At 67.6% G+C, this 25,903-nt stretch carries 23 protein-coding genes; 12 read left to right on the top strand and 11 right to left on the bottom strand.

From position 1 onward, the window contains the following. The first annotated feature begins 1 nt into the window (after position 1). From DID96_RS22800 to DID96_RS22765, 8 genes are read left to right on the top strand one after another with little or no spacing between them, the layout of a single operon-like run. Complete coding sequence (locus DID96_RS22800; protein WP_124601528.1) at positions 2-1,381, top strand: CpaF family protein; 1,380 nt, start codon at positions 2-4, stop codon at positions 1,379-1,381. Continuing rightward, positions 1,374-2,366 (top strand): type II secretion system F family protein, encoded by a 993-nt coding sequence (locus tag DID96_RS22795; RefSeq protein ID WP_124601527.1) that lies wholly within the window; start codon positions 1,374-1,376, stop codon positions 2,364-2,366. The genes DID96_RS22800 and DID96_RS22795 overlap by 8 nt, the downstream gene beginning before the upstream one ends. Before the next feature lie 4 nt (positions 2,367-2,370). Continuing rightward, the gene (locus tag DID96_RS22790; RefSeq protein ID WP_124601526.1) at positions 2,371-3,381 is read left to right on the top strand and encodes a type II secretion system F family protein; all 1,011 of its coding nucleotides are present in this window, start codon (positions 2,371-2,373) and stop codon (positions 3,379-3,381) included. Positions 3,382-3,404: 23 nt separating this feature from the next. Then, the gene (locus tag DID96_RS22785; RefSeq protein WP_124601525.1) at positions 3,405-4,280 is read left to right on the top strand and encodes a pilus assembly protein; all 876 of its coding nucleotides are present in this window, start codon (positions 3,405-3,407) and stop codon (positions 4,278-4,280) included. A 23-nt stretch (positions 4,281-4,303) separates the two neighbouring features. Further along, complete coding sequence (locus tag DID96_RS22780; RefSeq protein ID WP_124601524.1) at positions 4,304-4,648, top strand: DUF3613 domain-containing protein; 345 nt, start codon at positions 4,304-4,306, stop codon at positions 4,646-4,648. Between the two features lie 7 nt (positions 4,649-4,655). Next, a complete protein-coding gene (locus DID96_RS22775) occupies positions 4,656-6,461 on the top strand; it encodes a TadG family pilus assembly protein (RefSeq protein ID WP_260463979.1) in 1,806 nt (601 codons plus the stop codon). Between the two features lie 18 nt (positions 6,462-6,479). After that, positions 6,480-7,871 (top strand): sigma 54-interacting transcriptional regulator, encoded by a 1,392-nt coding sequence (locus tag DID96_RS22770; RefSeq protein ID WP_124601523.1) that lies wholly within the window; start codon positions 6,480-6,482, stop codon positions 7,869-7,871. Positions 7,872-7,926: 55 nt separating this feature from the next. Next, positions 7,927-8,625 carry a DUF2968 domain-containing protein gene (locus tag DID96_RS22765; RefSeq protein ID WP_124601522.1) on the top strand — a complete coding sequence of 233 codons (699 nt, stop codon included), beginning with the start codon at positions 7,927-7,929 and terminating at the stop codon, positions 8,623-8,625. A 105-nt stretch (positions 8,626-8,730) separates the two neighbouring features. On the opposite strand, the gene hfq is transcribed toward DID96_RS22765, so the two are convergent. After that, positions 8,731-9,300, bottom strand: a complete 570-nt coding sequence (gene hfq / locus DID96_RS22760; protein WP_124601521.1) for an RNA chaperone Hfq — start codon at positions 9,298-9,300, stop codon at positions 8,731-8,733. Positions 9,301-9,595: 295 nt separating this feature from the next. Here hfq and DID96_RS22755 point away from each other — a divergent pair, with 295 nt between their 5' ends. Beyond that, positions 9,596-9,889: a hypothetical protein gene (locus DID96_RS22755; protein WP_124601520.1), complete on the top strand. Its 294-nt coding sequence runs from the start codon at positions 9,596-9,598 to the stop codon at positions 9,887-9,889. Positions 9,890-9,939: 50 nt separating this feature from the next. Here DID96_RS22755 and DID96_RS22750 read toward each other — a convergent pair whose 3' ends face one another. The 4 genes from DID96_RS22750 to DID96_RS22735 form a co-directional block, all read right to left on the bottom strand. Further along, positions 9,940-10,920: a DUF1571 domain-containing protein gene (locus tag DID96_RS22750; RefSeq protein WP_124601519.1), complete on the bottom strand. Its 981-nt coding sequence runs from the start codon at positions 10,918-10,920 to the stop codon at positions 9,940-9,942. 27 nt (positions 10,921-10,947) lie between these two features. After that, positions 10,948-12,702, bottom strand: coding sequence for an AMP-binding protein (locus DID96_RS22745; RefSeq protein ID WP_124601518.1), 1,755 nt, complete (start codon positions 12,700-12,702; stop codon positions 10,948-10,950). Positions 12,703-12,941: 239 nt separating this feature from the next. Further along, the gene (locus tag DID96_RS22740; RefSeq protein WP_124601517.1) at positions 12,942-13,763 is read right to left on the bottom strand and encodes a TetR/AcrR family transcriptional regulator; all 822 of its coding nucleotides are present in this window, start codon (positions 13,761-13,763) and stop codon (positions 12,942-12,944) included. A gap of 215 nt (positions 13,764-13,978) precedes the next feature. Next, entirely contained in the window at positions 13,979-15,199 is a 1,221-nt protein-coding gene (locus DID96_RS22735; protein ID WP_124601516.1) for an MFS transporter, read from the bottom strand. 284 nt (positions 15,200-15,483) lie between these two features. Between DID96_RS22735 and DID96_RS22730 the strand changes: the two genes are divergently transcribed. The 3 genes from DID96_RS22730 (at position 15,484) to DID96_RS22720 (ending at position 18,607) form a co-directional block, all read left to right on the top strand. Beyond that, complete coding sequence (locus DID96_RS22730; RefSeq protein ID WP_124601515.1) at positions 15,484-16,029, top strand: GNAT family N-acetyltransferase; 546 nt, start codon at positions 15,484-15,486, stop codon at positions 16,027-16,029. A gap of 207 nt (positions 16,030-16,236) precedes the next feature. Further along, on the top strand, positions 16,237-16,863 hold the full coding sequence (locus DID96_RS22725) for a ParB-like protein (RefSeq protein WP_124601514.1): 627 nt from the start codon (positions 16,237-16,239) through the stop codon (positions 16,861-16,863). 10 nt (positions 16,864-16,873) lie between these two features. Beyond that, positions 16,874-18,607, top strand: a complete 1,734-nt coding sequence (locus DID96_RS22720) for a SulP family inorganic anion transporter (RefSeq protein WP_124601513.1) — start codon at positions 16,874-16,876, stop codon at positions 18,605-18,607. Positions 18,608-18,623: 16 nt separating this feature from the next. On the opposite strand, the gene DID96_RS22715 is transcribed toward DID96_RS22720, so the two are convergent. The 6 genes from DID96_RS22715 to DID96_RS22690 form a co-directional block, all read right to left on the bottom strand. Next, on the bottom strand, positions 18,624-19,682 hold the full coding sequence (locus DID96_RS22715; protein WP_124601512.1) for a hypothetical protein: 1,059 nt from the start codon (positions 19,680-19,682) through the stop codon (positions 18,624-18,626). Positions 19,683-19,748: 66 nt separating this feature from the next. Next, entirely contained in the window at positions 19,749-21,236 is a 1,488-nt protein-coding gene (zwf, locus tag DID96_RS22710) for a glucose-6-phosphate dehydrogenase (protein WP_124601511.1), read from the bottom strand. Then, on the bottom strand, positions 21,233-22,171 hold the full coding sequence (locus DID96_RS22705) for a carbohydrate kinase (RefSeq protein ID WP_124601510.1): 939 nt from the start codon (positions 22,169-22,171) through the stop codon (positions 21,233-21,235). Before DID96_RS22705 ends, zwf begins: the two co-directional genes overlap by 4 nt. Before the next feature lie 6 nt (positions 22,172-22,177). After that, positions 22,178-23,776 (bottom strand): glucose-6-phosphate isomerase, encoded by a 1,599-nt coding sequence (gene pgi / locus DID96_RS22700; RefSeq protein ID WP_124601509.1) that lies wholly within the window; start codon positions 23,774-23,776, stop codon positions 22,178-22,180. Between the two features lie 31 nt (positions 23,777-23,807). Beyond that, positions 23,808-24,752 (bottom strand): ABC transporter substrate-binding protein, encoded by a 945-nt coding sequence (locus DID96_RS22695; RefSeq protein ID WP_124601508.1) that lies wholly within the window; start codon positions 24,750-24,752, stop codon positions 23,808-23,810. 87 nt (positions 24,753-24,839) lie between these two features. Then, entirely contained in the window at positions 24,840-25,877 is a 1,038-nt protein-coding gene (locus DID96_RS22690) for an ABC transporter permease subunit (protein ID WP_124601507.1), read from the bottom strand. Positions 25,878-25,903: the final 26 nt, after the last annotated feature.

Genomic DNA, 25,903 nt, shown 5'->3' with positions numbered 1-25,903 from the left:
GATGGCACACGACATTCAATTTGCCGACGGCGCCGCGCCGTTCTCCCAGACGCAGCAATTCCACGACATCAAGAATGCTGCGCACGAGCACCTGCTGACGCGCATCGAGGAACTGGGCGCCGAGTTCGGCCGCTGGTCGCGACAGGCGATCAACCAGTTCGTCGACCTGGAGATCGACAGCTTCGTGCGCCTGCGCCGCATTCCGCTGAACGAGAACGAGGTGCGCGCGATCGCGGAGGCGCTGACGAAGGAACTCGCGGGATTCGGGCCGATCGAGGACCTGCTCGCGGATCCGCACGTCGAGGACATCCTGATCAACGGCTACAACGACATCTACGTGTCGCGCCACGGGATCCTGTCGAAGCTGCCGGTGCGCTTTACCGACAACGCGCATCTGCTGCGGATCGTGCGGCGGATTCTCGCGCCGATCGGCCGGCGCCTCGACGAATCGAATCCGATGGTCGATGCGCGGCTGCCGGACGGCGGGCGCGTGAACGTCGTCATCGAGCCGCTGTCGCTCGACGGGCCGGTCGTGTCGATCCGCAAGTTCCGCAAGGATCCGCTGAAGCCGTCCGACCTGCTCGGCAACGGCACCTACAACGACGAGATCGGCGCACTGCTCGAGGCCGCGGTGGAAGCGCGCTGCAATGTGCTCGTGTCGGGCGGCACGAGCTCGGGCAAGACGTCGCTGCTCAATGCGCTCGCGTTCCACATTCCCGAGCCGGAGCGCGTCGTGACGATCGAGGACACGGCCGAGCTGTCGCTGAACCACCCGCACGTCGTGCGGCTCGAGAGCCGGCCGGGCGGTTTCGACGGCACCGGCGTCGTGTCGATTCGCGACCTGCTGCGCAACACGCTGCGGATGCGTCCTGACCGCATCATCGTCGGCGAAGTGCGCGGCGGCGAGGTGCTCGAGATGCTGCAGGCGATGAACACCGGTCACGACGGCTCGATGGGCACCGTGCATGCGAGCTCGCCGCGCGAGTGCCTGTACCGTCTCGAGATGCTGGCCGGCTTTGCCGGCTTCCAGGGCACCGAGTCGAGCCTGCGCCGCCAGATCGCGAACGCGATCGACTTCATCGTGCAGATCGGCCGGCTGTCCAACGGCCGGCGGCGGATCCTGTCGATCACCGAAGTCACGGGGCTGTCGGACAACATCATCGCGACGCAGGAGCTGTACCGCTACGAGGCGCGCGTGACGCATGACGGCGAGGAGATCGACAACTGGGAATCGCTCGGCATCCATCCGCATTCGCCGAAGCTCGCGCGCTTCCGCCAGACGCTGACGGGCGGTGGATTCGGCGGTGGCGGCGGCGGGTTTGGTGGTGGCGGTGGTGGCGGCTTCGGCGGCTTCGGCCGCGGCGGAGGCTTCAATGTATAGCCTGATGGCCGGCGCGCTTGCGCTCGCGCTCGTCTGCGTGGCCGCCGCGCTGATGCTGTGGCGGCACGGCGAACTCAAGCGCGGGCGTGCGCATGCGCAGCGCTTCATCGACAGCCGGATCGAGCCGGCCGCGCGCGCGGGCGCGGCGGCGAAAGGCGGGCCCGCGCCGGCGGCGCCGATGACGCCCGGCGCCGGCGCCCGTCCCGCATCGCCGGACGCGCCGTCGACGCAGTGGGCCCGCTGGCGGGCGGCAGCGGACGAATACGTCGATCACCTGCTCAGCCGGGCAGGCATCGAAGGCGCGCGCGGCAAGGCATTCGCCGCGGTGGCGGCGCTCGTTGCGGTGGCGCTCGTCGCCGGCCGCGGCGGCTGGCTCGCATGCATTGCGGCCCTGGTGGGCTGCACCGCGCTGCTCGCGTTCTGGCTCGTGTCGCGGATCCAGCGCCGCCGGCTGCAGATCGTCCGGCAGCTGCCGTCGTTCCTCGACGGCATCGTGCGGCTCGTGACGCTCGGCAACAGCGTGCCGGCCGCGTTTCAGGCCGCGCTGCAGACCACCGAGGCGCCGCTGCGCGGCTGTCTCGATCAGGTGTCGAGAATGCTGCGCACCGGGGTCGAGATCGATCGCGCGATGATGCACGTCGCGAAGGTCTATCACACGAAGGAGTTCGAACTGGTCGGATCGGTGCTGCGGCTGTCGGTGCGCTATGGCGGACGGGCCGACGTGATGCTCGATCGCATGTCGATGTTCATGCGCGATCTCGAGCAGGCGGAGCGCGAGCTGATGGCGATGTCGTCGGAAACGCGGCTGTCGGCCTGGGTGCTCGTGCTGCTGCCGATCGGGATCGGCAGTTTCGTGGTCGCGACCAGCCCCGACTATGTCCAGGCGATGTGGTCCGATCGCGGTGGTCGCCAGCTCCTGTACCTGGCCTTCATGATGCAGGTCGCGGGTGGCGCATGGCTGTACAGGATGGCCCGGCTCAGGTGACGCAATGACTCCCAATCAACTCGGATCGATTGCACTGGCGCTCGGCGCGCTCGGCGTCGTGCTTCTGGCCATTCTCGCACTGCGTCGCGCCGGCGCGGAAACGCGCAGCCGGCGGGCGCTCGCCGACGCGCTCGACCGGCGCGCGGCGGCGCTCGACGCGGCGCGCGCGCGGACCGCGGCGGACGGCACTGCGCCGCCACGCCAGCCGGAACAAGCGCCGGCCGCCAATCGGCATACGAAGGTCGCGCAGCTGCTCGAGCGGATGTCGGCGATCGGCATGCGCTGGCTCGAAACGGGCATCGGCCAGCATGCGGTTGCCGAAGAAGACCGGCGGCTGCTCGAGCAGTGCGGTTACGTCGACACGCGCTCGCGCGGACTGTTCCTGAGTGCGCGGGTCGCCTGCGCACTGGTCGTGCCGTTCCTGTTCGCGGCGTTCTTCGGCGCCGGCCTGGCGGGCGGGCGCTGGCTGTTCGGCATCGCGCTGGCACTCGTCGTCGGCTTCATGCTGCCCAAGGTCTACCTGCGCCGCAAGGCGGCGGCGCGCCGGCAGTGCGTCGTCGACGAACTGCCGCTCCTCGTCGACATGCTGCGCCTGCTGCAGGGCGTCGGGCTGTCGCTCGACCAGAGCATCCAGGTCGTGACCAATGACTTCAAGGGGATGATGCCGGTCCTGTCGTCGGAGATGGGTATCGCGCAGCGCCAGTTCGCGGCCGGCCGCACCCGCGAGCAGTCGCTGCAGCGGCTGTCGTCGGGTTTCGAGAACGAGGACCTGCGCGCGATCGTGCGGCTGATGATCCAGGTCGACAAGCACGGCGGCGCGGTGCAGGAGCCGCTCAAGCAGTTCGGCGACCGGCTGCGCGAGACGCGCCGCGCGATGCTGCGCGAGCGCATCGGCCGCCTGACGGTGAAGATGACGGGCGTCATGATCATAACGCTGCTGCCAGCATTGCTGATCGTGACGGCTGGCCCTGGCGTGATCTCGGTGTTGCACGCGCTTGCCCAGGCGCGCCACTGATGCGGCGGATGGAAGGAACGAAGATGAACGGGATCGGTGGAATCGTGAAACTGGCGGGCGTGGCGGCGATGGTCGGCCTGCTCGGTGCATGTTCGGCGTTCAAGGAGAGCGGGTATGGCGTCGGTGCGCAGGCCGAGCGTGCGGCGCTGATGGATGCGGCCGGCCAGAAGCAGGCCGCGCCCGACACGCCCGGCATGTACCTCGGCCTGATCGAGCGGATGCAGGCGCAGGGGCTGTATTACGCGTCGCTCGCGCATATCGACGCATACGAGAAGCAGTACGGCGCGTCGCCCGAATCGATCCTGCTGCGCGCCGACGCGCTGCGCATGACCGACCAGCCGGCCGCGAGCGCGGCCGTCTACACGCAATTGCTGAACACGCCGCTCGCTGCGCGCGGCTATCGCGGGCTCGGGCTGATCGCCGGCGGCGCGGGCGATTTCGAGCACGCCGCGCAGGCACTGTCGCAGGCATCGGTGCTCGCGCCGACCGATGCGTCGATGCTGTCCGATCTGGCTTACGCGAAGCTGCGCTGCGGAGACGTGCAGGGGGCGCGCGTGCCGCTGATGAAGGCTGCCGAGCTCGACCAGAACAATCCGAAGATCATCAGCAACCTGACGCTGTACCTGCTCGCGTCCGGCCGCACGCGCGACGCGCAGAAGCTGATGAACCAGCAGAAGCTGGCGCCGGAGGTTCGCAACGACATTCGCGGCGATGCGACGAAGATCATCGCGGCATCGCATGCATCGCGGCGCACGGCGCTCGCGCCGGTCGCGACGGCCGTCGGGTCGGGCAGCGTCGTCGATGTCGCCGGAAGCGGCGGCGCGAAACGCACGTCGCCGGTGGCGAGCGTTCAGGGATTCGATCAAACCGCGCCGCTGCTGCAGCGGTTCGCACAATGACAAGACAATCGGGGAGAACAAGCATGAACGACAACAACAGGAATCTCGAGCGCCCGGCACGCGTACGCCGGGGTGTCGCGCTGCTCGTGCTCGCCGGCGCGGCCGCTGCCGCGCATGCACAGCAGCAACCCGCGCCGAACGCCGCGGAAGTCGGCCATTCGACCGACGCATGGCTCGCGTTGCAGCGGGACAACCAGGCAGCGGGCCCGGCGCAGCCGATGCTCGGCGACGCCGCGTCGCTTGCGTACCAGCGCTATCTCGATTCGTTCAAGAACAAGATTCCGGATTCGATGGGCTCGCCGCTGAACGCGAACGGGGCCGGCGGGGGCATGCCGGGCGGACAGGGCGCGTCGCAATCGTCGTACTGAGGCCGTGATGCGTTCGGCTCGATCGACCGGTTCCTGCGCCCGCCCGCGCGACCGGCGGCGGATGGGCGGCCAGCGCGGCGCCGTGGCGGTTCTGGCGGCCGTGTGGGTGCTCCTGGCGGTGGTGGTGCTGGGCGCGATCGATATCGGCAATCTGTTCTTTCAGCGCCGCGACCTGCAGCGGATCGCGGACATGTCCGCGCTCGCCGCCGCGCAGCGCATGGACGACAAGTGTGCGCAGCCGACCACGACCGCCACGCAGAATGCGTCGGCGAACGGATTCGACCCGCAGGCATCGGGCAATTCGATGTCGATCGTCTGCGGCCGCTGGGACGTGGCGGCGTTTCCGAATCCGCCGTACTTCGGCAGTGCGTCGAGCCAGCTCAATGCGGTCCAGGTCACGCTGTCGAAGCCGGTGCCGTTCTTTTTCCTCGGGCCGAAGCGCACCGTCACCGCGACGTCGATTGGCAAGGAGGTCAATCCGGATTCCTTCACGCTCGGGACATCGCTCGTGACGCTGCAAGGCGGCCTGGTGAACAACGTGCTTGGTGCGTTGCTCGGCGCGAATCTCAACCTGAGCGCCGTGTCGTACCAAGGGCTCGCGACGACGCAGATCGCGCTGAAGGATCTCGTCGTGGCGGCCAACGTCGGGACGGTGGACCAGCTCGCGAACGTGTCGGTGACGGCGGGCGGCTTCGCGCAGTTGCTGGTCACGGCACTGTCGAAGACGCAGGTGGCCAACGTGAACGCGGGTGTCGCGACGAGCGCGTTGCAGGCGATCGCGAAAGTCGCGGTGGGCACGACGACGGTGAATGTGCTGAGCAACGGCTCGACGCCCGGCGTGCTGGCGGTGGGGCTGGCGAACAAGCAGGCGGCCGCGGATGCGCGCGTCACGCTGCTCGATGCGCTGATGGTCGCGGCCGAGGTGGCGGCTGCAGGGCAGCCGGCCGTCAACGTCAACACCGGCGTGAATCTCGGTCTCGTGAACGCGACGTTGCAGGTGCAGATCATCAAGCCGCCGGTGCTGGCCGTGGGCGAGGGCGGCATCGATCCGACCACGGGCACGTGGCGCACCCAGGCGAGTACGGCTCAAGTCCGGCTGTATCTGAATGCCGATCTGGGTACGACCAACATAACGATCCTGAACCTGCTCGGACTCGGCTGGTTGAACACGTTCCTCAACAAGATCGTCAGTGCGGACGTCCATCTGCCGATCTATCTCGAAGTCGCGCCCGGCACCGCGTGGCTGGTGTCGACCAATTGCGCGCCGACCCAGGCGGCGAGCCGTGCGGTTGTCGGTGTGCAGACGGGTGTCGCCAACCTCTGCATCGGCGATACGCCGCCGAACATGAGCGCCCAGCAGCCGTTCAGTTGCACCGTTCCTGCGACGATCCTGTCGGCTAGCGTGCTGGGCACGACTGCCGTCCAGGTGAAGGCAAACCTCGCATTGCCCGCGTCCGTGCCGTCCAGCAGTTCGGCAACGCTGACGTTCAACGGTGTGGCCGGCGATTCCGACGATTACCAGACGACGAACGCCAACGCAGTGGGTTCGGTGCTGACCAACGCGTTGTCGGGGGTTGCGAACAGCCTCGCATCGACGAACGGACTGGCACTGTATATCGGTGGAGCCTCGGTTCAGCTCGGCACGATGCTGGATCCGCTGATCTCCGTGCTGACGGGTGCGTTGGCCCCCTTGCTTTCCGCCCTCGACCAGATCATCGTTCCGCTGCTGAATCTGCTTGGCGCCCAGGTCGGTGTCTCGACGGTACACAATCAGGCGCTGACCTGCGGCGTCGCGCAAACGGTAAGTAATTAGAGAAGTCAGATCAATCCGATGAGAACCACGCCCGCAATCGAAGAGCTCGACCTGTACGTCTGGGAAGGCAAGGCGGACATCGTCGACCGCGTCGCCCGCTGCATGGCGAGCTTCGACGTCGAAGTGATCCGCGCCGACAACGCGGAAATCTCGCCCGAACGCGCCGCGCTGCGTCCGTCGCTCGCGATCATCAGCGTGACGATGATCGAAAGCGGCGCAGCGTTCCTGCGCGACTGGCAAGCCAATATCGGCATGCCGGTCGTCTGGGTCGGCGCCGCGCGCGACCACGGCTCGTCACAGTATCCGCCCGAGTATTCGCACATCCTGCCGCTCGATTTCACCTGCGCGGAACTGCGCGGGATGGTCGGCAAGCTCGTCACGCAGTTGCACGCGCACGCCGCGGAGACGCTGCGCCCGTCCGAGCTCGTCGCGCATTCGGAATCGATGCAGGCGCTGCTGCACGAAGTCGATATGTTCGCCGACTGCGACACCAACGTGCTGCTGCACGGCGAAACCGGCGTCGGCAAGGAGCGCATCGCGCAGTTGCTCCACGACAAGCACACGCGCTACCGGCTCGGCGAATTCGTGCCGGTCAACTGCGGTGCGATTCCTGACGGCCTGTTCGAATCGCTGTTCTTCGGGCATGCAAAAGGATCGTTCACCGGCGCGGTTGTTGCGCATAAAGGCTATTTCGAACAGGCCGCCGGCGGCACGCTGTTCCTCGACGAAGTCGGCGACCTGCCGCTCTACCAGCAGGTCAAGCTGCTGCGCGTGCTCGAGGATGGCGCGGTGCTGCGGGTCGGCGCGACGTCGCCGGTCAAGGTCGATTTCCGGCTCGTCGCCGCGAGCAACAAGAAGCTGCCGCAGCTCGTGAAGGACGGCCAGTTCCGCGCCGATCTCTATTACCGGCTCGCGGTGATCGAGCTGAGCATCCCGTCGCTCGAGGAGCGCGGCGCGGTCGACAAGATCGCACTGTTCAAGTCGTTCGTCGCGCAAGTCGTCGGCGACGAGAAGCTCGCGCAACTGCCGGACCTGCCGTACTGGCTCGCGGATGCCGTTGCCGACAGCTATTTCCCCGGCAATGTGCGCGAATTGCGCAATCTGGCCGAACGTGTCGGCGTGACGGTCCGGCAGACGGGCGGCTGGGATGCCGCGCGGCTGCAGCGTCTGGTCGCGCATGCGCGCAGCGCCGCGCAGCCGGTGCCGGCGGAGAGCGCGGCCGAGGTCTTCGTCGATCGCAGCAAGTGGGACATGGGCGAACGCAGCCGCGTGATCGCGGCGCTCGACGCGAATGGCTGGCGCCGCCAGGACACCGCGCAGCAGCTCGGCATCAGCCGCAAGGTGCTGTGGGAAAAAATGCGCAAATACCAGATCTTCGACGAGGAGCCCGAGACCCGCGAAAGCGATTAATTAATGAGATAATGCAGCGCAAAATTACAACGAGTCGGTGCGGGAATCACATTACATGAGCCAGATTACGGGGATGGGGCGAGCATGCTTGTTGCTCGCCATGTTGGGAGGCGTGCAGCACGCGTGCGCGCAAGGGTTGGCGGGTGATGCATCGGCGGCGGTGCAACCGGCGGCGGCGCCCGTCGTCGCGATTCCGTCGATCGATTCGCAGGCACAGACGCCGATGCAGGCGGGCGACGCGACTGGCCAGAGCACGGTCGACGAACTGCAACGCCAGATCCAGGCGCATTCGCTGACGGAAATGCGCACCAGCTACAGCGGCAGCTACGGCGCGAGCCAGTTGTTCAATGTGAAGGACGGCGCGTACTACATCGCGCTGTTTCAGCAGAAGGCGTTCTGGCGCGTGATCAAGTCCTACGACGACGCGCGCGCGGAAGCGATCTACCGCGATTTCTCGCGCCAGGCCGAGCGACTGTCCGTCAACGAATTGCGCGCGGCGCGGCTGGAATCGCAGAAGGCGCAGATGGATCGCCAGATCGATGCGGCACAGGAACGCGCGCGGCGTCTGCAGGCGGACATTTCGATCGCGCGCGAACAGCAGACGGCCGTCGCGGACCGTCAGAAAACGGTGCGCAGCGAAACTGTGGCGCTGCAGGCGCAGCAGGCGGAACTGCAGTCGCAATTGCGTGCGTTGCAGCAGCAGGTGCGTTCGCTGCAGCGGGAGGCCGACGCCGGCTTGCCGAACGTGCACTGAGCGCACGGCGCGGACCGGACGCCTGCGGCGACATGCCGCGCTGGCGCCCGGATGCGGCACAAAAAAAGGGCAAGCCCGTGGGCTTGCCCTTTTGCGCTATTGGCGTTACTGGCCGTCCGGCACGATACGCCGGCGCCGGGTGACGATCACCGGCCCGTTGCTGTTGCGCGACTCCGACGGTGCGGAACCGGCCGACTGGTCGCCGGCATCGCGCGGCGCGCCGTAACCTTCGCGCGGTTCGCGCGGGGCATAGCCTTCACGAGGTTCGCGCGGCGTATAGCCTTCACGAGGTTCACGCGGCGTATAGCCTTCGCGTGGTTCGCGCGAACCGTAACTGTCGCCGCGCGATTCGCGGGAGCCGCCGTGCGAGCCGTACGGGCTGTGGCCACCGCCTTCACGGCCGCCGGGACGGCCGCCGCCGCCCGGGCGCGGGCCGCGCGGACCGCCGCCGCCCGGGCGTGAACCGCCCGTATCGAGCTGGATCGTGGAAATCGCACGCTTGTAGATGCCTTGCAGACCCACGGGGGTGCGCAGCATCACCAGATACTGGTCGAACGACTCGATGCAACCCGTCAGGCGGATGCCGTTGACGAGATAGATTTCAACGCGCTTACGTTCCTTGCGCGCGGAATTGATGAAGTCGTTTTGCGGATGGGATTCTGCGGGATTGGCCATTGAGATGCGGCAGGAGCCTGCGTCAGAAAATATGTTGTGCGTGTGTGTGGCGTCGAATCCACAGGATGTTTGAGCGGGATTTTACCTTGTTCGATCCGCCTGCGTGCGGTCGTGATTGTGTCGAACCGTAACCCACTATAGACGGTTCCACGCATTTCGGCGATTCGGCCAAACGGCCAGCCGTGTTTTGTTACGTCGGGTTACGACTCTCGCAGCGCCGTTGCACCTCGCTTCGTGCCGCTCGGATACAGTCGTCGCGCGCGTCGGCAGGGCCGACTTATCAGAGATCGAGAACATGAACAAGAGGCGAATGGCAGTGTGGGTCGGGGGCCTGGCGTGGCTGGCTTCCGGCAGTGCGATGGCGGGGCACGTCGACGTTGCGGTCGGCATCGGCGTGCCTGCCTATGTCGAACCCGCGCCGGTCTATGCCGAGCCGGCGCCGGTCTATGTGGCGCCGCAGCCGGCGGTGGTCGCGTATCCGGGCTACGGGTACGGCTACGAAGGCGATGACGATGACGACCGCTATCGCAAGTGGCGCAAGCACTACTACAAGCATTGGCACAAGCATCACGATGACGATGACGATTGAATGCGGTGCACCTGCCGGCGGCGTGCGCAAGCGCCCGCCGGCGGCGCGCATCAGAACCGGTAGTCCGGGTTCTTCGGGTCGAACGCCGTGTCGTCGAGCGTCGCCGGCGCGATCTTCTCAATGACGATCCGCTCGAAGATCCGTCCGTCGTTGTCGTAGGATTCGACCGTCCGGAAATAGGGCGCGTGCAGGTCGAGCCCCAGGATTTCCTTCTTCGCGTAGAACTGCGGCCGGCCGGTCGGCGTCTCGTAGGTGAGGGCGACGACACGCACGCCGTCGACCGTCTTCGCCTCCACATGGGTCGGGCGCTCGACGCCCGCCTCGCGGTATTTCTTCCCCTCGCTCAGGTACAGGTTCGCGATGAACTCGGTGCCGAGATCCCTCACCTGATGATTCGACTGCGCGCGCGCGAGTGCGCCGTCGATCGCCGTCCACAGCGGCAGCTTGCCGAGCAGCCCGCCGAGGTGGCCGACCATCTCGTCCTTGCGCAGCGTCGCGTCGTAGATGATTTCCTGGCCCGCGTGCGCGCCGTCCGGCAGCCATTTCGCATAAACCCGCAGCGGGTCGCGCATGGTCTTGACGATCATGTGATCGGGTGTGTCCGACCACTTCCCGCTGATGCGTTCCTGGCGGCGCATCGTGAACTGATACGACGAATAGCCGCTCGGCCCGGTGCGGATGTACTCGGGCACCGCGAGCGGGTCGAGCGCCGTGAACAGCGCGGTGAGCGTCGCGTCGTCGAGCTTCGCGAGCGTGCCTTGCTGCGCGGCGCTGCGCAGCCAGCGCGCCTGCTGCGTGGCGGGCTCGCGCGCGACCTTCGCGAGGTCGGCCGGTAACGGCGCGGCGTCGTGCGTGGCGCTTGCCGGTGCGGTGGCTTCCTGCGCATGGACGCCTGTCGGCGCCAGTGCCAGCGCGAACGCGAGCGCGCCGGCGATGGCCGCGGCGGCAGAGGCGGCCGAAGTGGCCGAAGTGGCCGACGTGCTTGTGCGGGCCGTATTCCGGCGCAGCGGCCGCTTCGTTCCTTCGTTCATCGACTTGTGTCTCCAGATGCGGCGGATTCAGCCATGCGATGCCGGCTTGCGCTTCGCGAGTTCCTCGTCGCGCAGCGCGCGACGCAGGATCTTGCCGACGTTGGTCTGCGGCAGCGCGTCGCGGAACTCGACGAGCTTCGGCATCTTGTAGCCGGTCAGGTTCTTGCGGCAATGCGCGAGCACGTCGTCCGCCGAGAGCGTCGGGTCGCGCCGCACGACGAACACCTTGATCCGCTCGCCCTGCACGTCGTCAGGGATCCCGATCGCCGCCGCTTCACTGATGCCCGGATGCATGACGAGCACTTCCTCGATCTCGTTCGGATACACGTTGAAGCCCGACACGAGAATCATGTCCTTCTTGCGGTCGATCAGCCGCACGAAGCCGTGTTCGTCCATCACGCCGATGTCGCCGGTGCCGAGCCAGCCGTCGGCGTCGATCACCTTCGCGGTTTCATCGGGGCGCTGCCAGTAGCCGCGCATCACCTGCGGGCCGTGCACGCACAGCTCGCCCGGTTCGCCGATGCCGGCCCAGGTGCCGTCCTCGCGCCGGAAGCGCACGACGGTCGACGGGGCAGGCAGGCCGATCGAGCCGCTGAACGCGGCCATGTCCTGCAGGTTCACGGGGTTCATCGTGACGATCGGCGAACATTCGGTGAGCCCGTAGCCCTCGACGATCGGCCGGCCCGTCACCTGCTGGAAGCGCTCGGCAACTGCACGCTGCATCGCCATGCCGCCCGCCATCGCGAGCTTGAGCTTCGAGAAGTCGCGGTTGCGGAATTCCTCGTTGTCGAGGAACGCGTTGTACAGCGTGTTGATGCCGGTGATGCCCGTGAAGGTTTCGTGGCGGATGATCTTCATCACCATCTTCGTGTCGCGCGGGTTCGCGATCAGGATGTTGCGCCCGCCGAGCCCCATGAAGATGAACGCGTTCACGGTCAGCGAATAGATGTGATAAAGCGGCAGCGGCGTGAGCACCGTCTCGGTGTCACCCGAGACCTGGTCGGCGATCCATGCCTTCGCCTGCAGCAGGTTCGCGAGCAGGTTGCCGTGCGTGAGCATCGCGCCTTTCGCGACGCCCGTCGTGCCGCCGGTGTACTGCAGGAACGCGAGATCGTCGCGCGTGAGCGGCACGGGCTGCGGCTTGCCGCGCGCGCCGAGCGCGAGTGCCGAGCGCAGCTGCACGGCCTGCGGCAAGTGGTATGCCGGGACGAGCTTCTTCACGTGCTTCAGCACGAAGTTGATCAGTCGGCCCTTCGCGTTGAAGCCGTCTGCGAGCAGGTCGCCGAGCGCGGTGACGACGACGTTCCTGACCTGCGTCTCGGGCAGCGCGTCCTGCAGTGTGCGCGCGAAGTTCTCGAACACGACGATCGTCTGCGCGCCGCTGTCCTTCAGCTGATGCGCAAGTTCGCGCGGGGTGTAGAGCGGGTTCACGTTGACGACGATTGCGCCGGCCTTCAGCGTGCCGAACAGCGCGACCGGATACTGGAACGTGTTCGGCAGCATGATCGCGACGCGGTCGCCCGGCTTCACGCCGAGGCTCTGCAGATACGACGCGAACGCCGCGACTTTCTGCGCGAGCGCGCGATAGGTCATCGACGCACCGGCGCTCACGTACGCGACGCGGTCCGCGAACTGCGTCGTGCATTCGTCGAAGAACTGGACGAGCGATGCGTACTGCGTGACGTCGATCTCGCGCGGCACGCCGGGCGGATATGACGCGTACCAGATGCCGTCGGTGTTCGGCGGCAGCTGAGCGGCTTCGGTGGGGGCGGAAGCGGACATTGTTGTCTCCTGTCGACCAGCGTTGGCGCTTTGGCGCTTGCCCTGGTCGCATGCATTGCGGTCGATCAGAATGAGCGCTTCAGCGCCTGCTCTGATTCCACGCTCTACAGTCGATCGGATATCGACCGAACCTGGTGCCATAGCGCCGGGTTCGGTCCCATGCGGAGTACGCTGAGTTCGTACTGCTGCGACAGCACGCGGCGTCGCCACACATCGCGACGCCGGATGCACAGCGCGCATCAGTTCGCGTGATGCAGCGTCGCGTCGTCGACCGGCGCCTCGGCCGGCGTAGCAGACGATGAATCGGCCGCTGAATCGGGCGGACCAGGCACCGAATCGTTCGCCTCCGCATCGTCGAGCACCGCCGCGAAGATCGACAGCTGCGCGCTGTCGGGCATCGGCGCCTTCAGCGCGGCGACAATCAGCGACGACAGCCGCGCGATCATCTGCACGTCGTTCATCGTGCGGCCCTGCGAGAACTCGTCGATCAGGCCCTCGGTCTCGGCGCCCGCCAGCGCGCCGGACAGCGCACCGATCGCGAAGTGCAGCCGCCAGCCGAGCTCCGTGCGTGGCAGGCCCGGCAGCGCGCGCTGGAACGCGTCGAAGAAGCGGCCTGCGACGCTCGCATAGTGCGCGGTCAGGAAGTTGCGCACGAACGGCGACGGATCGGTGTACGCGCGGCCAATCAGCCGCAGGAATGCGCGCCCGCCGCGCTCGGGGTCGCGCGACGCCTTCAGCGCGGGAATGAACATCGCGCCGAGCACGTGTTCGCAGGTGACGTGCGTGCCGAGTTGCGCATCGAAGCGGTCGAGGATGTGCAGGCGCTCCTGGTTGAGCTGATCGAGCCGGCGCGACAGCATCGCGTGGATCAGCGCTTCCTTGCTGCCGAAGTGATAGTTGACCGCTGCGAGATTGACCGCCGCGCGCGACGTGATCTGCCGCATCGACATCGCCTCGAAGCCATGTTCGATGAACAGGTCTTCGGCCGCGTCAAGGATGCGTGCCTTCGTCCCGCCGGCTTGCCGGCTGCCCGGCGGCCGCCCCACCTGACCCACTGCCATGTTCCGCCTCCCATGCCGGTCGCCCGGCCGCGAACAATCGATTCAGATTTGTAATTCAAACAACCGTTTTTATTAAGATAAAAAAACGCGCACGGCGCGGGCAAGCGCTGAATCTGGTCGGAATCCTCTAGATCGATGTGCGAACGCGGAAAGATCGCCGCGTGGCCCGCCAAGGCCGGGCCGCGCGGCATGATGCGCTGCATCAACCGGCATGCTCAGCCGACGGTGCTACGCGTATTGACCGATTGCGTCATGTCGATCCCGCGCCGTTCCGGGCTGAACAGGATCAGGATCGCGATCACGACGGCGACGGTGCCGCACACGAGCGCGAGCGCGAGCGAGTAGTTGTTGCCGCGCGAAACCGCGAATGACGCCTGCATCGTCGCATTGCCGGACGCGAGCAGGTTGCCGAGCTGGTACACGAAACCGGGAAAGGTCGCGCGGATCTCGGCTGGCGAGATCTCGTTCAGGTGGACGGGAATGATCCCCCATGCGCCCTGCACCGAGATCTGCATCAGGAATGCGCCTGCGGCCAGCGCGAGCGGGCCGCTCGAGAACGCCCACAGCGGCAGCACCGGCAGCGCGATCAGCGCGGCGATGAAGATCGCGCGGCGGCGACCGATCTTCTCCGAAATCGTGCCGAACGTGAGGCCGCCGACGATCGCGCCGACGTTGAGCACGATCGTGATCCACGACACCGTATGCGGATCGAAGTGATGCTGTTCGCGCAGGAAGGTCGGATAGAGGTCCTGCGTGCCGTGCGAAAAGAAGTTGAACGCGGTCATCAGCACGACTGCATAGATCGCAAGCACCCAGTTGTTGCGCAGCGTGCTGCCGAGGCTCGGACGCGGGCGCTTCTCCATCTGCGTCCACGCCGGCGATTCGGGCACCTTCGCGCGCACGTACAGCACGAGCAGTGCGGGCAGCACGCCGACCATGAACATGCCGCGCCAGCCGATGTACTGGTACAGCACGCCGAACACGATCGACGCGACCAGGTAGCCGCTCGGATAGCCGGCCTGCAGCAGGCCCGACACGACGCCGCGCGAGTGGGTCGGCACGGTTTCCATCGTCAGTGCGGATCCGACGCCCCATTCGCCGCCCATCGCGACGCCGAACAGCGCGCGCAGCACGAGCAGCGACGTGAGACTCGGCGCGAAGCCCGAAGCCAGCTCGATCAGCGAATAGCACGCGATGTTGACCATCAGCGTTGGCCGACGCCCGTAGCGATCGGCGAGCCGGCCGAAGATCAGCGCGCCGAGCGGACGCATCGCGAGCGTCAGCGTGAGCGCGAACGCGACGGCCGGAATGGTCGAATTGAATTCGGTCGCGATGTCCTTCAGCACGAACACCATCAGGAAAAAGTCGAACGCATCGAGCGTCCAGCCGAGATAGGCGGCGATCGTGACGTTGCGTTGCTCGGGGGTCCAGCTCATGGCCGAGGTCTCCTCGTTGGCGTGCGCCCTGACGGATCGCATGCGCGTGCCGCCCGGCAGGCGCGCGGAGCGGGGGCATTCATCGAGTGTAGGTCGCGGCATCGCGCGATGTGGCCCGCGATACGGTCGAATCGGGAATAATCCCTACGAAATGAATTGTTTCCGGAAGCGAAGTACGCATGCGCCGCGCACGCGCACCCGAGGTGTCGTGCGTTGGAATGGCGGGTGTATCGTTTTTGTAATGTGATTGCGCGAATGCGCACCGAATCAGGAGTCCGGATCAGATGACTGCACGTTCCGCTGCCGCGCTGCCGGTGCTCGACACCGCGCGTCTGCAACTGCGCCCGCGCGTGCTCGCCGACCTCGACGCATGTGTCGCGATGGATCGCGATCCCGAAGTCACGCGGCATATCGCGGGGCCGTGGCACGACCCCGTCGAGCATCGCCGCTTCGTCACGCACCGGATCACGCGCGACTATCCGTCGGGCCTCGGCTACTGGTCGATCTTCGAGAAGGCTGCGCCGCACACGTTCGTCGGCTGGGTGTTGCTGATTCCCGATTACGCTGGCGGCGGGCACGACGTCGAGATCGGCTGGCGGCTCGTCCGGAGCGCATGGGGGCGAGGCATCGCGAGCGAAGCCGCGGCGGCCGTCGTGCGTCATGCGTTCGACACCGTGCGCCTGCCGCGCGTGATCGCCGACATCGCGGCGGCCAACGCCGCTTCGCTGAACGTCGCGCGCAAGCTCGGGATGCGACGCGTCGGCGTCGTGCAGGACGGTATTCCGTATGTGCGTCACCGCCTCGAGCGCGACGATCTGCGCGTGTCGTGAACCCGATTCGGCATTCGATTCGGCACCCGACACCGCACCCGATGCGCAACTCGAGTGGCGTGCAATTTCGGCCAATAGAGCCGGGCGCGGGTGCCTGCGCCGAGGCTTCGGAAATCGTCAAACGGGTGCCGTTGAGGGATGCGCGGTATTAACGGCGCGCGCGATCAGGAGTATCGTTGCCGGAATTTGTCTAGAAAGGGTACGACCATGACACTCGGCCGCGACGTTCATCTCATTCCCGTCAAGCTCGAGGCGCTGCGCCCGACGCAGATGACCGTCGGCTATCGCGAAGTGAAAGCGAAGCGCAAGCACTGGAAGACGCTTGGCAAGGGCGAGCGCAAGGCCGCGATCGATTCGCACTGGTTTCCTGCCGTCGTCGGTCCCGGCGGCCATCACTTCATCACCGATCACCACCATCTCGGCCTCGCGCTGATCGAGGAAGGGGAGACGAACGTGAAGGCGATGCTGCTGAAGGACCTGTCCTGGCTCGACGAGACGATCTTCTGGCGGATGATGGAGCACAACCAGTGGGTGCATCCGTTCGGCCCGGACGGCGCGCGCCGCGACTACGAGCATCTGCCGAAGGTGCTCACGGGGCTCGAGGACGATCCGTACCGGAGCCTCGCGGGCGAATTGCGCACGGCGGGCGGCTATGCGAAGGACGCGACGCCGTTCAGCGAATTCCTGTGGGCCGACTACCTGCGGCTGCACGTGACGCCCGACCAGATCCGCAAGAACTTCGACAAGGCGCTCGACGCCGCGCTGAAGCGCGCGCACGAACAGGATGCGCGCTACCTGCCCGGCTGGTCGGGCGTGATCGTCGCGAAGAGCTGACAGCAGCGCCATGCCGACCGACCGCACGCAGACTCCGCAACCCCGTCCTGACGCCGGTCCGCAGCATGTGGATCACTTCGCGCCGCTCGACGCGGCGGTGCCGCCACGTGCGCAGCGCATCGGCCGCGACGCGCTGGCCGGCGTGTCGATCGCGGGCCTGCTGATTCCGGAAGCCGTCGCGTATGCGGGGCTGGCGAACCTGCCGCCGCAGGCCGGCCTGATCGCGTTGCTGTCCGGGCTCGTCGTCTACGCGCTCACCGGCAGCAGCCGCTTCGCGATCGTGTCGTCGACGTCGTCGTCGGCCGCGGTGCTCGCGGCGACCGTGTTCGCCGAGTCGGGCCTGGGCCTCGCTGCGCAGCTCGCGCTCGCGGCGGCGCTCGTCGCGATGACGGGCGTGCTGTTCATCCTCGCGGGCGTCGCGCGGCTCGGCGGCATGTCGGACTTCGTCGCGCGGCCCGTGCTGCGCGGCTTTACGTTCGGGCTCGCGCTGACGATCGTCGTCAAGCAACTACCGAAGATCCTCGCGGTCAAGGTGCAGCACAGCGACGCGCCGCGCGTCGCGTTCGACCTGATCGTCGGCGCGCCGCACGCGAATCTCGCGAGCGTCGCGCTCGGCGGCGCCGCGCTCGCACTGCTGTTCCTGCTCGGGCGCCGCTCGCGCGTGCCGGCGACGCTCGTCGTGATCGTGTTGTCGATCGCGGCCGGCTACCTGGTTGACTGGCAGCGCTACGGGATCGCGATCGTCGGGCACATTGATTTCCAGAACGTCGCGTTCGGCCTGCCGCAGCTCGACCGCAACGCGTGGATGCAGACCACCGAGCTGGCGTTCGCGCTGATGCTGATCCTCTACGCGGAATCGTATGGCTCGATCCGCAATTTCGCGCTGAAGCACGGCGATGCCGTGTTGCCGAACCGCGACCTCGTCGCGCTCGGCTGCGCGAATCTCGTGTCGGGGCTGTTGCACGGGATGCCGGTCGGTGCCGGCTATTCGGCGACCTCCGCGAACGAGGCGGCCGGCGCGCAGTCGCGCTTTGCCGGGCTGTGGGCGGCCGGCGTGATCGCGCTGATCGTCTGGTTGCTGCTGCCGCAACTGGCGCGCACGCCCGAGCCCGTGCTCGCGGCGATCGTGATCTTCGCGGTCAGCCATTCGCTGCATCCGTCGGTGTTCAAGCCCTACTGGGTCTGGCATCGCGACCGGCTCGTCGTGATTGCCGCGCTGCTCGCGGTGCTGGTGCTCGGCGTGCTGCACGGGTTGCTCGCCGCGATCGGCGTGAGCCTGCTGCTGACGCTGCGCAAGCTGTCGGAGCCGAACGTCAGCGTGCTCGGCCGGCTGCGCGACAGCCACGACTTCGTCGACGTGTCGATCCATGAGGATGCGAAGCCGGTGCCTGGCGTGCTGATCGCGCGGCCGGAGGCGCAGCTCTTCTTCGCGAACGCCGACCGGATGCTGAACCGCGTGCGCGCGCTCGTGAAGGCGGCGCCCGATACGCACACGGTAATGCTGAGCCTCGAGGAAACGCCCGACGTCGACGGCACGACGATCGAATCGCTGCGCACGTTCGCCGCGGAATGTGCGGCGCGCGGTCAGCGTTTCGCGATGGTGCGGCTCAAGCTGCACGCATTGAATGCGCTGCATCGCGCGGCGGACGGCACGCTGCGCGCGGACGCGATGTCCGAGCTGAGCGTCGACGAGAGCCTGCAGCAACTGCAGGCGTCTGTCGGCGTGGCGCCCGCGGGGGGCTGACGGGCTTCAGCGTACTTTAGCGCGCGTCAAGTGCGTCAAGCACGTCGAAGCGGTACGCGATCTCGAGCGGTCGCGCGGGGTCGAGCGTTAGCGCGGTCGCGACGCCGCGCGCATTGATCGGGTTTGGCGCGAGCGACGCGTGGCAGCCGAGCTCGAACGCGCTCGCGACCGGCTCGACGCCGACGCACAGGTTGCGGCCATTCCACGGCGCATAGGCGCGGCCGCGATTGCTGATCCACAGCAGCAGCGATGGCAGCACGGCCGCATCCCACGTCAACCGGTACGCAGTGCCGGCGACGTCGTCGTGCAGCGTCACGCTGCCATCGATCCCGCAAAGCTGCACGATTTCCTCGGTGGCGTCCGCGAACGGCAACCGGTCGAACGCGCGATATTCGCCGTCGGCCAGCGGCACGCGGTCGAGCGTCTCGAACGTCGCGCCGGGCCGGCCATGCGACACGCCGGGTTCGGGGCCGCCAGGGTGGACGACACCGAACCGGAACGCGCCGGGTTCGATGCGGAACGCACCGGCGAGTGACGGCAGCGCGAGATTCGGGTGCAGGCCGGCGGGGCGGCGCGCAGCCGTGCGCGCGTCGATCCGCAGCACGAATTCAAGCGCCGCGCGCTGCGGATCGGCGCGGATCGTGCGCGTGACCCGCGCGATCGGCGAGCCGGCCGGATAGTCGAGCGCGATCTCGATCTCGTGCGACGTACGCCGCACGCAGGTCCAGTCGGCGATACAGCCATAGCCGTGCTGCAGATCGTCGCTCGCGTCGAGCGGCGCGTCATGCGCGTTGTGCGCGTCATGCGCGGCAGCCGGCGTCGCGACCGCGTCGCGCCAGCCCTCGGCGAGACCGTCCGGCGCATATGGCACGCCGAACGGCACGCACGCGAATTCGCTGCGCATCACGCCGAGCAGGCCGTCGGGCCGGGCGGCGGGTTCGCCGAGCCACGGCGGTTCGTAGAACGGCCGGATGACGCGTGCGCCGCTGAAAAAGGCGACGCCGCCGAGCATGCCGCCGCGGGCGTGTACGTCGAACGCGCCGTGCGCCCATTCGAGATGCCAGACTGTGTCCATGAAGTCGATGCGTAAGTGCGGTAGTGGTGCAGCGTGGTGTGGCTTCTTAATGTGGCAAATTGCCGGTCAGTTTTCTTCCTCGCGCCAGCAGGTGCCGTGCCGCGCGAGCAGCGCGCTCGCCGGCGCGGGCCCCCAGCTGCCGGCTGCATAAGGCTTCGGTGCGGGCGAGTGATGCGCGGCGCCGTCGAGAATCGGCGCGACCCAGCGCCACGCGGCTTCCTGTTCGTCGCGGCGGACGAACAGCGCAAGACGTCCGGCGATCACGTCGAGCAGCAGCCGCTGGTAGGCCTCCATCCGGTTCTGCTGGAAGAAGCGGTCGAACGCGAGATCGAGGTGCACGCCCTGCAGCGACATCCCGAGCCCCGGCTGCTTCGCCAGCGTGCTGAGCCGGATCGATTCGTCGGGCTGCAGGCGGATCGTCAGCCGGTTCGAGCCGGGCCGCAGCGCGGCGGCGCCGAGCGCCGAATGCGGGACTGGCCGGAAGTTGACGACGATCTCGGCCACGCGGTCCGCCAGCCGCTTGCCGGTGCGCAGGAAGAACGGCACGCCGGCCCAGCGCCAGTTGTCGACCTCGGCCTTCAGCGCGATGAAGGTTTCGGTCGCACTGCCAGGCGTCACGCCCGGTTCGTCCTGATACGCAGGCACCGCGCTGCCGCGCACGGCGCCCGCGCGATACTGGCCGCGCACGACGCTGCGAGGAATGTCGTCGGCCGTGAGCGGCTTCAACGCGCGCAGCACGCGCAGCTTCTCGTCGCGCACCGCGTCCGCTTCCATCGATTGCGGCGGCTCCATCGCGATGATCGCGAGCAGTTGCAGCAGGTGATTCTGCACCATGTCGCGCAGCGCGCCGGTCTGGTCGTAGAACGGGCCGCGACCGCCGACGCCGAGTTCCTCCGCGACGGTGATCTGGATGTTCTCGATCCATTCGCGGCGCCACAGAGGCTCGAACATCACGTTGCCGAAACGCAGCGCGAACAGGTTCTGCACCGCTTCCTTGCCGAGGTAGTGATCGATCCGGTAGATCTGCTCCTCGGCGAAGATCGTGCCGACCGCGTCGTTGATCGCGGCCGACGACGCGAGATCGTAGCCGAGCGGCTTCTCGAGCACGATGCGCGACGACGATGGCGCGAGGCCCGCACCCGCGAGCGAGCGGCAGATCGGCACGAACAGCGACGGTCCCGTCGCGAGGTAGAAGATGCGGCGGCCGGGCATCGGCTCGAGCGCATCGCGCAGGCGCGCGAACGCGTCGGGCCGGCTCGCGTCGAGCTCGACATACGCGAGCCGCTCGACGAAGCTGCGCCATGACGCGTCGTCGAATGATGCGCGCTCGACGTGCGGACGCACCGACGCATCGACCCAGCGCAGGTAGCCCGCATCGTCGAACGGGTTCTGCGCGACCGCGACGATGCGTCCGGACGGTGCGAGCAGGCCGTCTCGATGCGCGGCATACAGCGCCGGCAGGATCTTGCGCATCGCGAGATCGCCGGTGCCGCCGAACAGCACGAAGGCGAACGCCGACGGATCGCGCGCGACTGATGCTTGGGCCGGCTTCATCGCGACAGCTCCGCCGCGACGCTCGACGCGTCGAGCCGCGCGGCGACCTCGGCGGCCGTCGGCGCGTAGGCGCCCGGATGCGCACAGGCGACCGACGCGCACGCGGCTGCGTAGCGCAGATGCTCGGCGGCCGGCGCATCGGGCCGCGTGAGGAGGCTCGCCATCCAGCCGCCGACGCTTGCGTCGCCACAGCCGACGGTGTCGGCGACATCGGTCGGGAACGCCGGCTGGAACAGCGTGTCGTTGCGATGGAACAGGTGCATGCCGGAAGCGCCGCGCGTGACGAGCACGGCCGCATCGGGCGCCCACGTGCGCAGTTGTGCGAGCGCGGCGGTTTCGTCGAGTTCGGGGAACAGGCCGGTCAGGTCTTCGTCGGACACCTTGATGTAATCGGCGAGGCCGGCGAGCCGGCGCAGCGTCGCGCGATACGACGGCTCGGCCATCGGCGCACGGAAGTTCGGATCGAACGAGATCCGCTTGCCGGCTGCGCGCGCGGCCTGCGCGATGTCGATCAGGCGCGACGCGAGCGGCTCGCGCACGACGCCGAGCGAGCCGACGTGCACGATCTCGGCGGCGTCCAGCGCGCCGGTGGGCAGCGCGGCCGGATCGAACGCGAGATCGGCGCTGTTCTCGCCGATGAAGAAATAGTGTGGCGGCTGCTTCGACACGACCATCGCGAGGAACGGCGCGCGGTCGACCTGCCGCATGAAGCGCATGTCGAGCCCGGCTTCCTCGCTCTTGCGGATCAGCTCGTCGCCGAAGATGTCGCGGCTGACCGTGCCGGCAAAGCCGGTCGGCACCCCGAGGCGGGCGCCGACGCGGGCCACGTTCCAGCACGAGCCGCCGGCGACGCTGTGCCAGTGTTGCGCGTCGTCGCGGATGAAGTCGGTCAGCGCTTCGCCGAATACGACCAGTCGGGGGAGGTTCGTCGTCATGTCAGATCACGCCGCTGTGTCGCGCCGTGCCTTGTAGCGGTTGATCAACTGGTTGGTGGAGCCGTCGTGCGAAGCGACGGGGCCCGGTTCGCCGAGCTCGCGCTCGATCGCCACCGCGAGTCGCTTGCCGAGCTCGACGCCCCACTGGTCGAACGAATTGATCTGCCAGACCGCGCCCTGCACGAACACCTTGTGCTCGTACAGCGCGATCAGCGCGCCGAGCGACGCGGGGTCGAGCCGGTCGAGACAGATCGTGCTGGTCGGGCGGTTGCCTTCGAAATGGCGGTGCGGCTCGTCGGCCGAACGCGCACCGTTCATCAGCGCCTCGGATTGCGCGAAGCAGTTCGCGACGAGGATGTCGTGGTGTTCGTCGAGCGCGTGCTGCGGCCGCATGCAGACGATCATGTCGGCAGGAATCACGGCCGTGCCCTGGTGCAGCAGCTGGAAGAACGCATGCTGACCGTTGGTGCCCGGCTCGCCCCAGATCACGGGGCCGGTTGCGTAGTCGACGCGTTCGCCCGCGAGCGTCACCGATTTGCCGTTGCTTTCCATGTCGAGCTGCTGCAGGTACGCAGGCAGCCGGTGCAGGTAGCGGTCGTACGGTGCGATCAGGTGGCTCGTCGCGCCGAGGAAGTTCTGATGCCAGATGCCGATCAGCGCGAGCAGCACCGGCAGGTTGTGCTCGAGCGGCGCAGTGGCAAAGTGCCGGTCCATCGCATGCGCGCCGTCGAGCAGCGCTTCGAACGCATCCATCCCGGTCTGCAGCGCGATCGGCAGGCCGATCGCCGACCACAGCGAATAGCGGCCGCCGACCCAGTCCCAGAACCCGAACATGTTGGCCGGATCGATGCCGAACGCGGCCACCGCGTCCGCATTCGTCGACACGGCGACGAAGTGCTGCGCGACCGCGGCCTCCGGCGCGCCGCTCGCAAGCAGCCACGCGCGCGCGGTGTGCGCGTTGACGAGCGTCTCGCGCGTCGTGAAGGTCTTCGACGACACGACGAACAGCGTCGTGTCGGGATTCGCGTGCTTCAGCACCTCGGTGATGTCCGCGCCGTCGACGTTCGACACGAAATGCATCGTCAGGCGCGGGTGCGCGTAGGGCTTCAACGCTTCGCAGACCATTTTCGGGCCGAGGTCCGATCCGCCGATGCCGATGTTGACGACGTCCGTGATCGGGCGGCCCGTATGGCCGCGCCACGCGCCGTCGCGCACCGCGTCGGCGAAGCCGCGCATCTTCGCGAGGACGGCCGCGACCTGCGGGGCAACGTCGGTGCCGTCGACGATGCGCGGCGCACCCGAGCGGTCGCGCAGCGCGACGTGCAGCACTGCGCGCTGCTCGGTGCGGTTGATCCGCTCGCCGGCAAACATCGCGTCGCGCTGCGCTTCGACGCCGGTCGCGCGGGCGAGCGCGACGAGACGCGCAATCGTCTCGTCGACGACCGGATGTTTCGAGAAGTCGACGAAGAGGCCGGCTGCCTCGAGCGAGAAGCGCGCGGCGCGATCGGAGTCGCGCGCGAACAGCTCGGGCAGCGGGATGCCGGCCAGCGTGTCGCGATGGTCGGCGAGGGCGCGCCACGCGGGCGTCTGGGTCAACGGAGTCATGATGGGCTGGCGTCGTTCGGGTTATGAAGGATCAGTGCGGGGCGCTCCAGCCCTTGTAGCCCTTCACGTTGTCGCGCGTGATGAGCGTCGGTTCGATCAGGATCATCGGATTGGCGGGCTTCTGGCCGTTCATGATCCCGTAGCCGACATTGATGGCCTGTTGTGCCATCGCCCACGGGTCCTGGCTTGACGACGCCTGCACGAGCGTGTTCGTCTTGAGCGCGGTCTCGATGTCGGGCGCGCCGTCGACCGACGTGATCACGATGCCGGTGCGGTTCAGCTGCTTCGCGGCGAGATCGCTGCCGACGGCCTGCGGATCGTTGATCGTGAACACGCCGTCGAGCTTCGGAAAGCGCGTCAGGTAGCCCTGCATCGTGTTCATCCCGCCTTCGCGCGAGCCCTTGCCGTCCTGGTCGCTCGACAGCAGCTTGATGCCCGGGTTCTTCGCGAGCACCGATTTGCAGCCGTTCACGCGGTCGATCACCGCCGACACCTGCGGGCCGTTCTCGATGATCACGTTGCCTTTGCCGTTCAGCTTCTTCGCGAGGAAGTCGCACGCGAGTTCGCCGGCCTTCACGTTGTTGGTCTGCACGGTCGCATTCGCGCCGGCGGCCGCGACGTCGACTGCGACGACCGTGATGCCGGCCGCCTGCGCCTTCTTCACCGCGGGCTCGATCGCCTTCGGATCGGCGGCGTTGAGCAGGATGATGTCGACGTGCGCGGAGATGAAGTTGTCGATCTGCGTGAACTGCTTGTTCAAGTCGTAGTCGGCCGACACGGCCGTGACCTTCGCATTCGGGTTGATCTGCTTCGCGCGCGCCTCGGCGCCTTTCGCGATCGTGACGAAATACGGGTTGCCGAGCGAGCCGACGGTGATGCCGATCGACTTCAGCGGCTTGCTGTCCGCGTGGGCGGCGGATGCCGCGAAGGCGAACGCGCAGGCGATGCCGGTCAGGACAGCTTTGTGCTTGAACATGTCGTTGTCTCCGTGAGGTCCGTGAGGTTCGTCAGGCGGCGGACGCAGGTGGACCTGCCTGCGCCCCGATGGGTGAAAGGGGGAACGTCAGGTGCGGGCCGAGTCGCGCTGGCGGTAGCGGTCGAGCGCGACCGCGCCGATGATCACGAGCCCCTTGATGATGTATTGCCAGATGTCGGATACGCCGAGCAGCACGAGCCCGTTGGTCAGCACGGCGATGATCAGCGCGCCGATCAGCGTGCCGACGATCGAGCCGACGCCGCCGACGAAGCTGGTGCCGCCGAGGATCACCGCGGCGATCGCGTCGAGTTCGTACGACTGGCCGAGCTGCAGGCCGTTGGCCGCATAGAGCCGCGCGGCCGACATCACCGCGCCGAGGCCGGCAAGGAGGCCCGACGCCGCATAGACGAACAGCTGGATCGCCCGCACGTTGATGCCCGACAGGCGTGCCGCTTCCGGGTTGCCGCCGACCGAGTAGATCCGCATGCCGAGCACCGTGCGGCGCAGGATGAACCACGAAGCGACGATCACCGCGCCGGCGATCACGACGAGCCACGGCACGCCGAGGATCGAGCCGTTGCCGATGAACGCGAACGGCAGCTGCGGGTTGAAGATCGTCGTGTCGTTGCCCATCAGCCGCGAGACGCCGCGCACGGCGGTCAGCGCGCCGAGCGTGACGATGAACGGCGGCAGGCGCAGCAGCGCGATCAGCCCGCCGTTGATCACGCCGAACACGAGGCCGACCGCGAGCGCGGCCGGCACGCCGAGCCAGCCCCAGTTCGGGATGTTCGACGCGAGCAGCGCGGCGACCGCCGCGGCGGCGAGCACCGAGCCGACCGACAGGTCGATGCCGCCGGTCAGGATCACGAACGTCATCCCGGCCGCTAGCACGATGTTGATCGATGCCTGCTGGGTGACGATCGACAGGTTCTGCAGCGTGAGGAAGCCGTCGGTCAGGAAGCCAAATCCGATGCACAGGAGCAGCAGGACCGGCAGCATGCCGGCGGTGCGCATCAGCGACTGCATGCGCGCGCGGCGGTCGGCGACGCGCGTCTGCGGCGCGCGGTCTTGTACCGGATGGGCCGGCGCGGAAGCGAGGTTCCGCTGCTTGGTCGGGTTGATCATTTCGGTAGCCTAAATGGAAGGTAAAA

Origin of the sequence: Burkholderia sp. Bp8963 (assembly GCF_003854275.1) — a bacterium.
In the GTDB taxonomy this organism is placed as follows: Bacteria; Pseudomonadota; Gammaproteobacteria; order Burkholderiales; family Burkholderiaceae; genus Burkholderia.
This window is presented reverse-complemented; position numbering and strand designations above follow the sequence as displayed.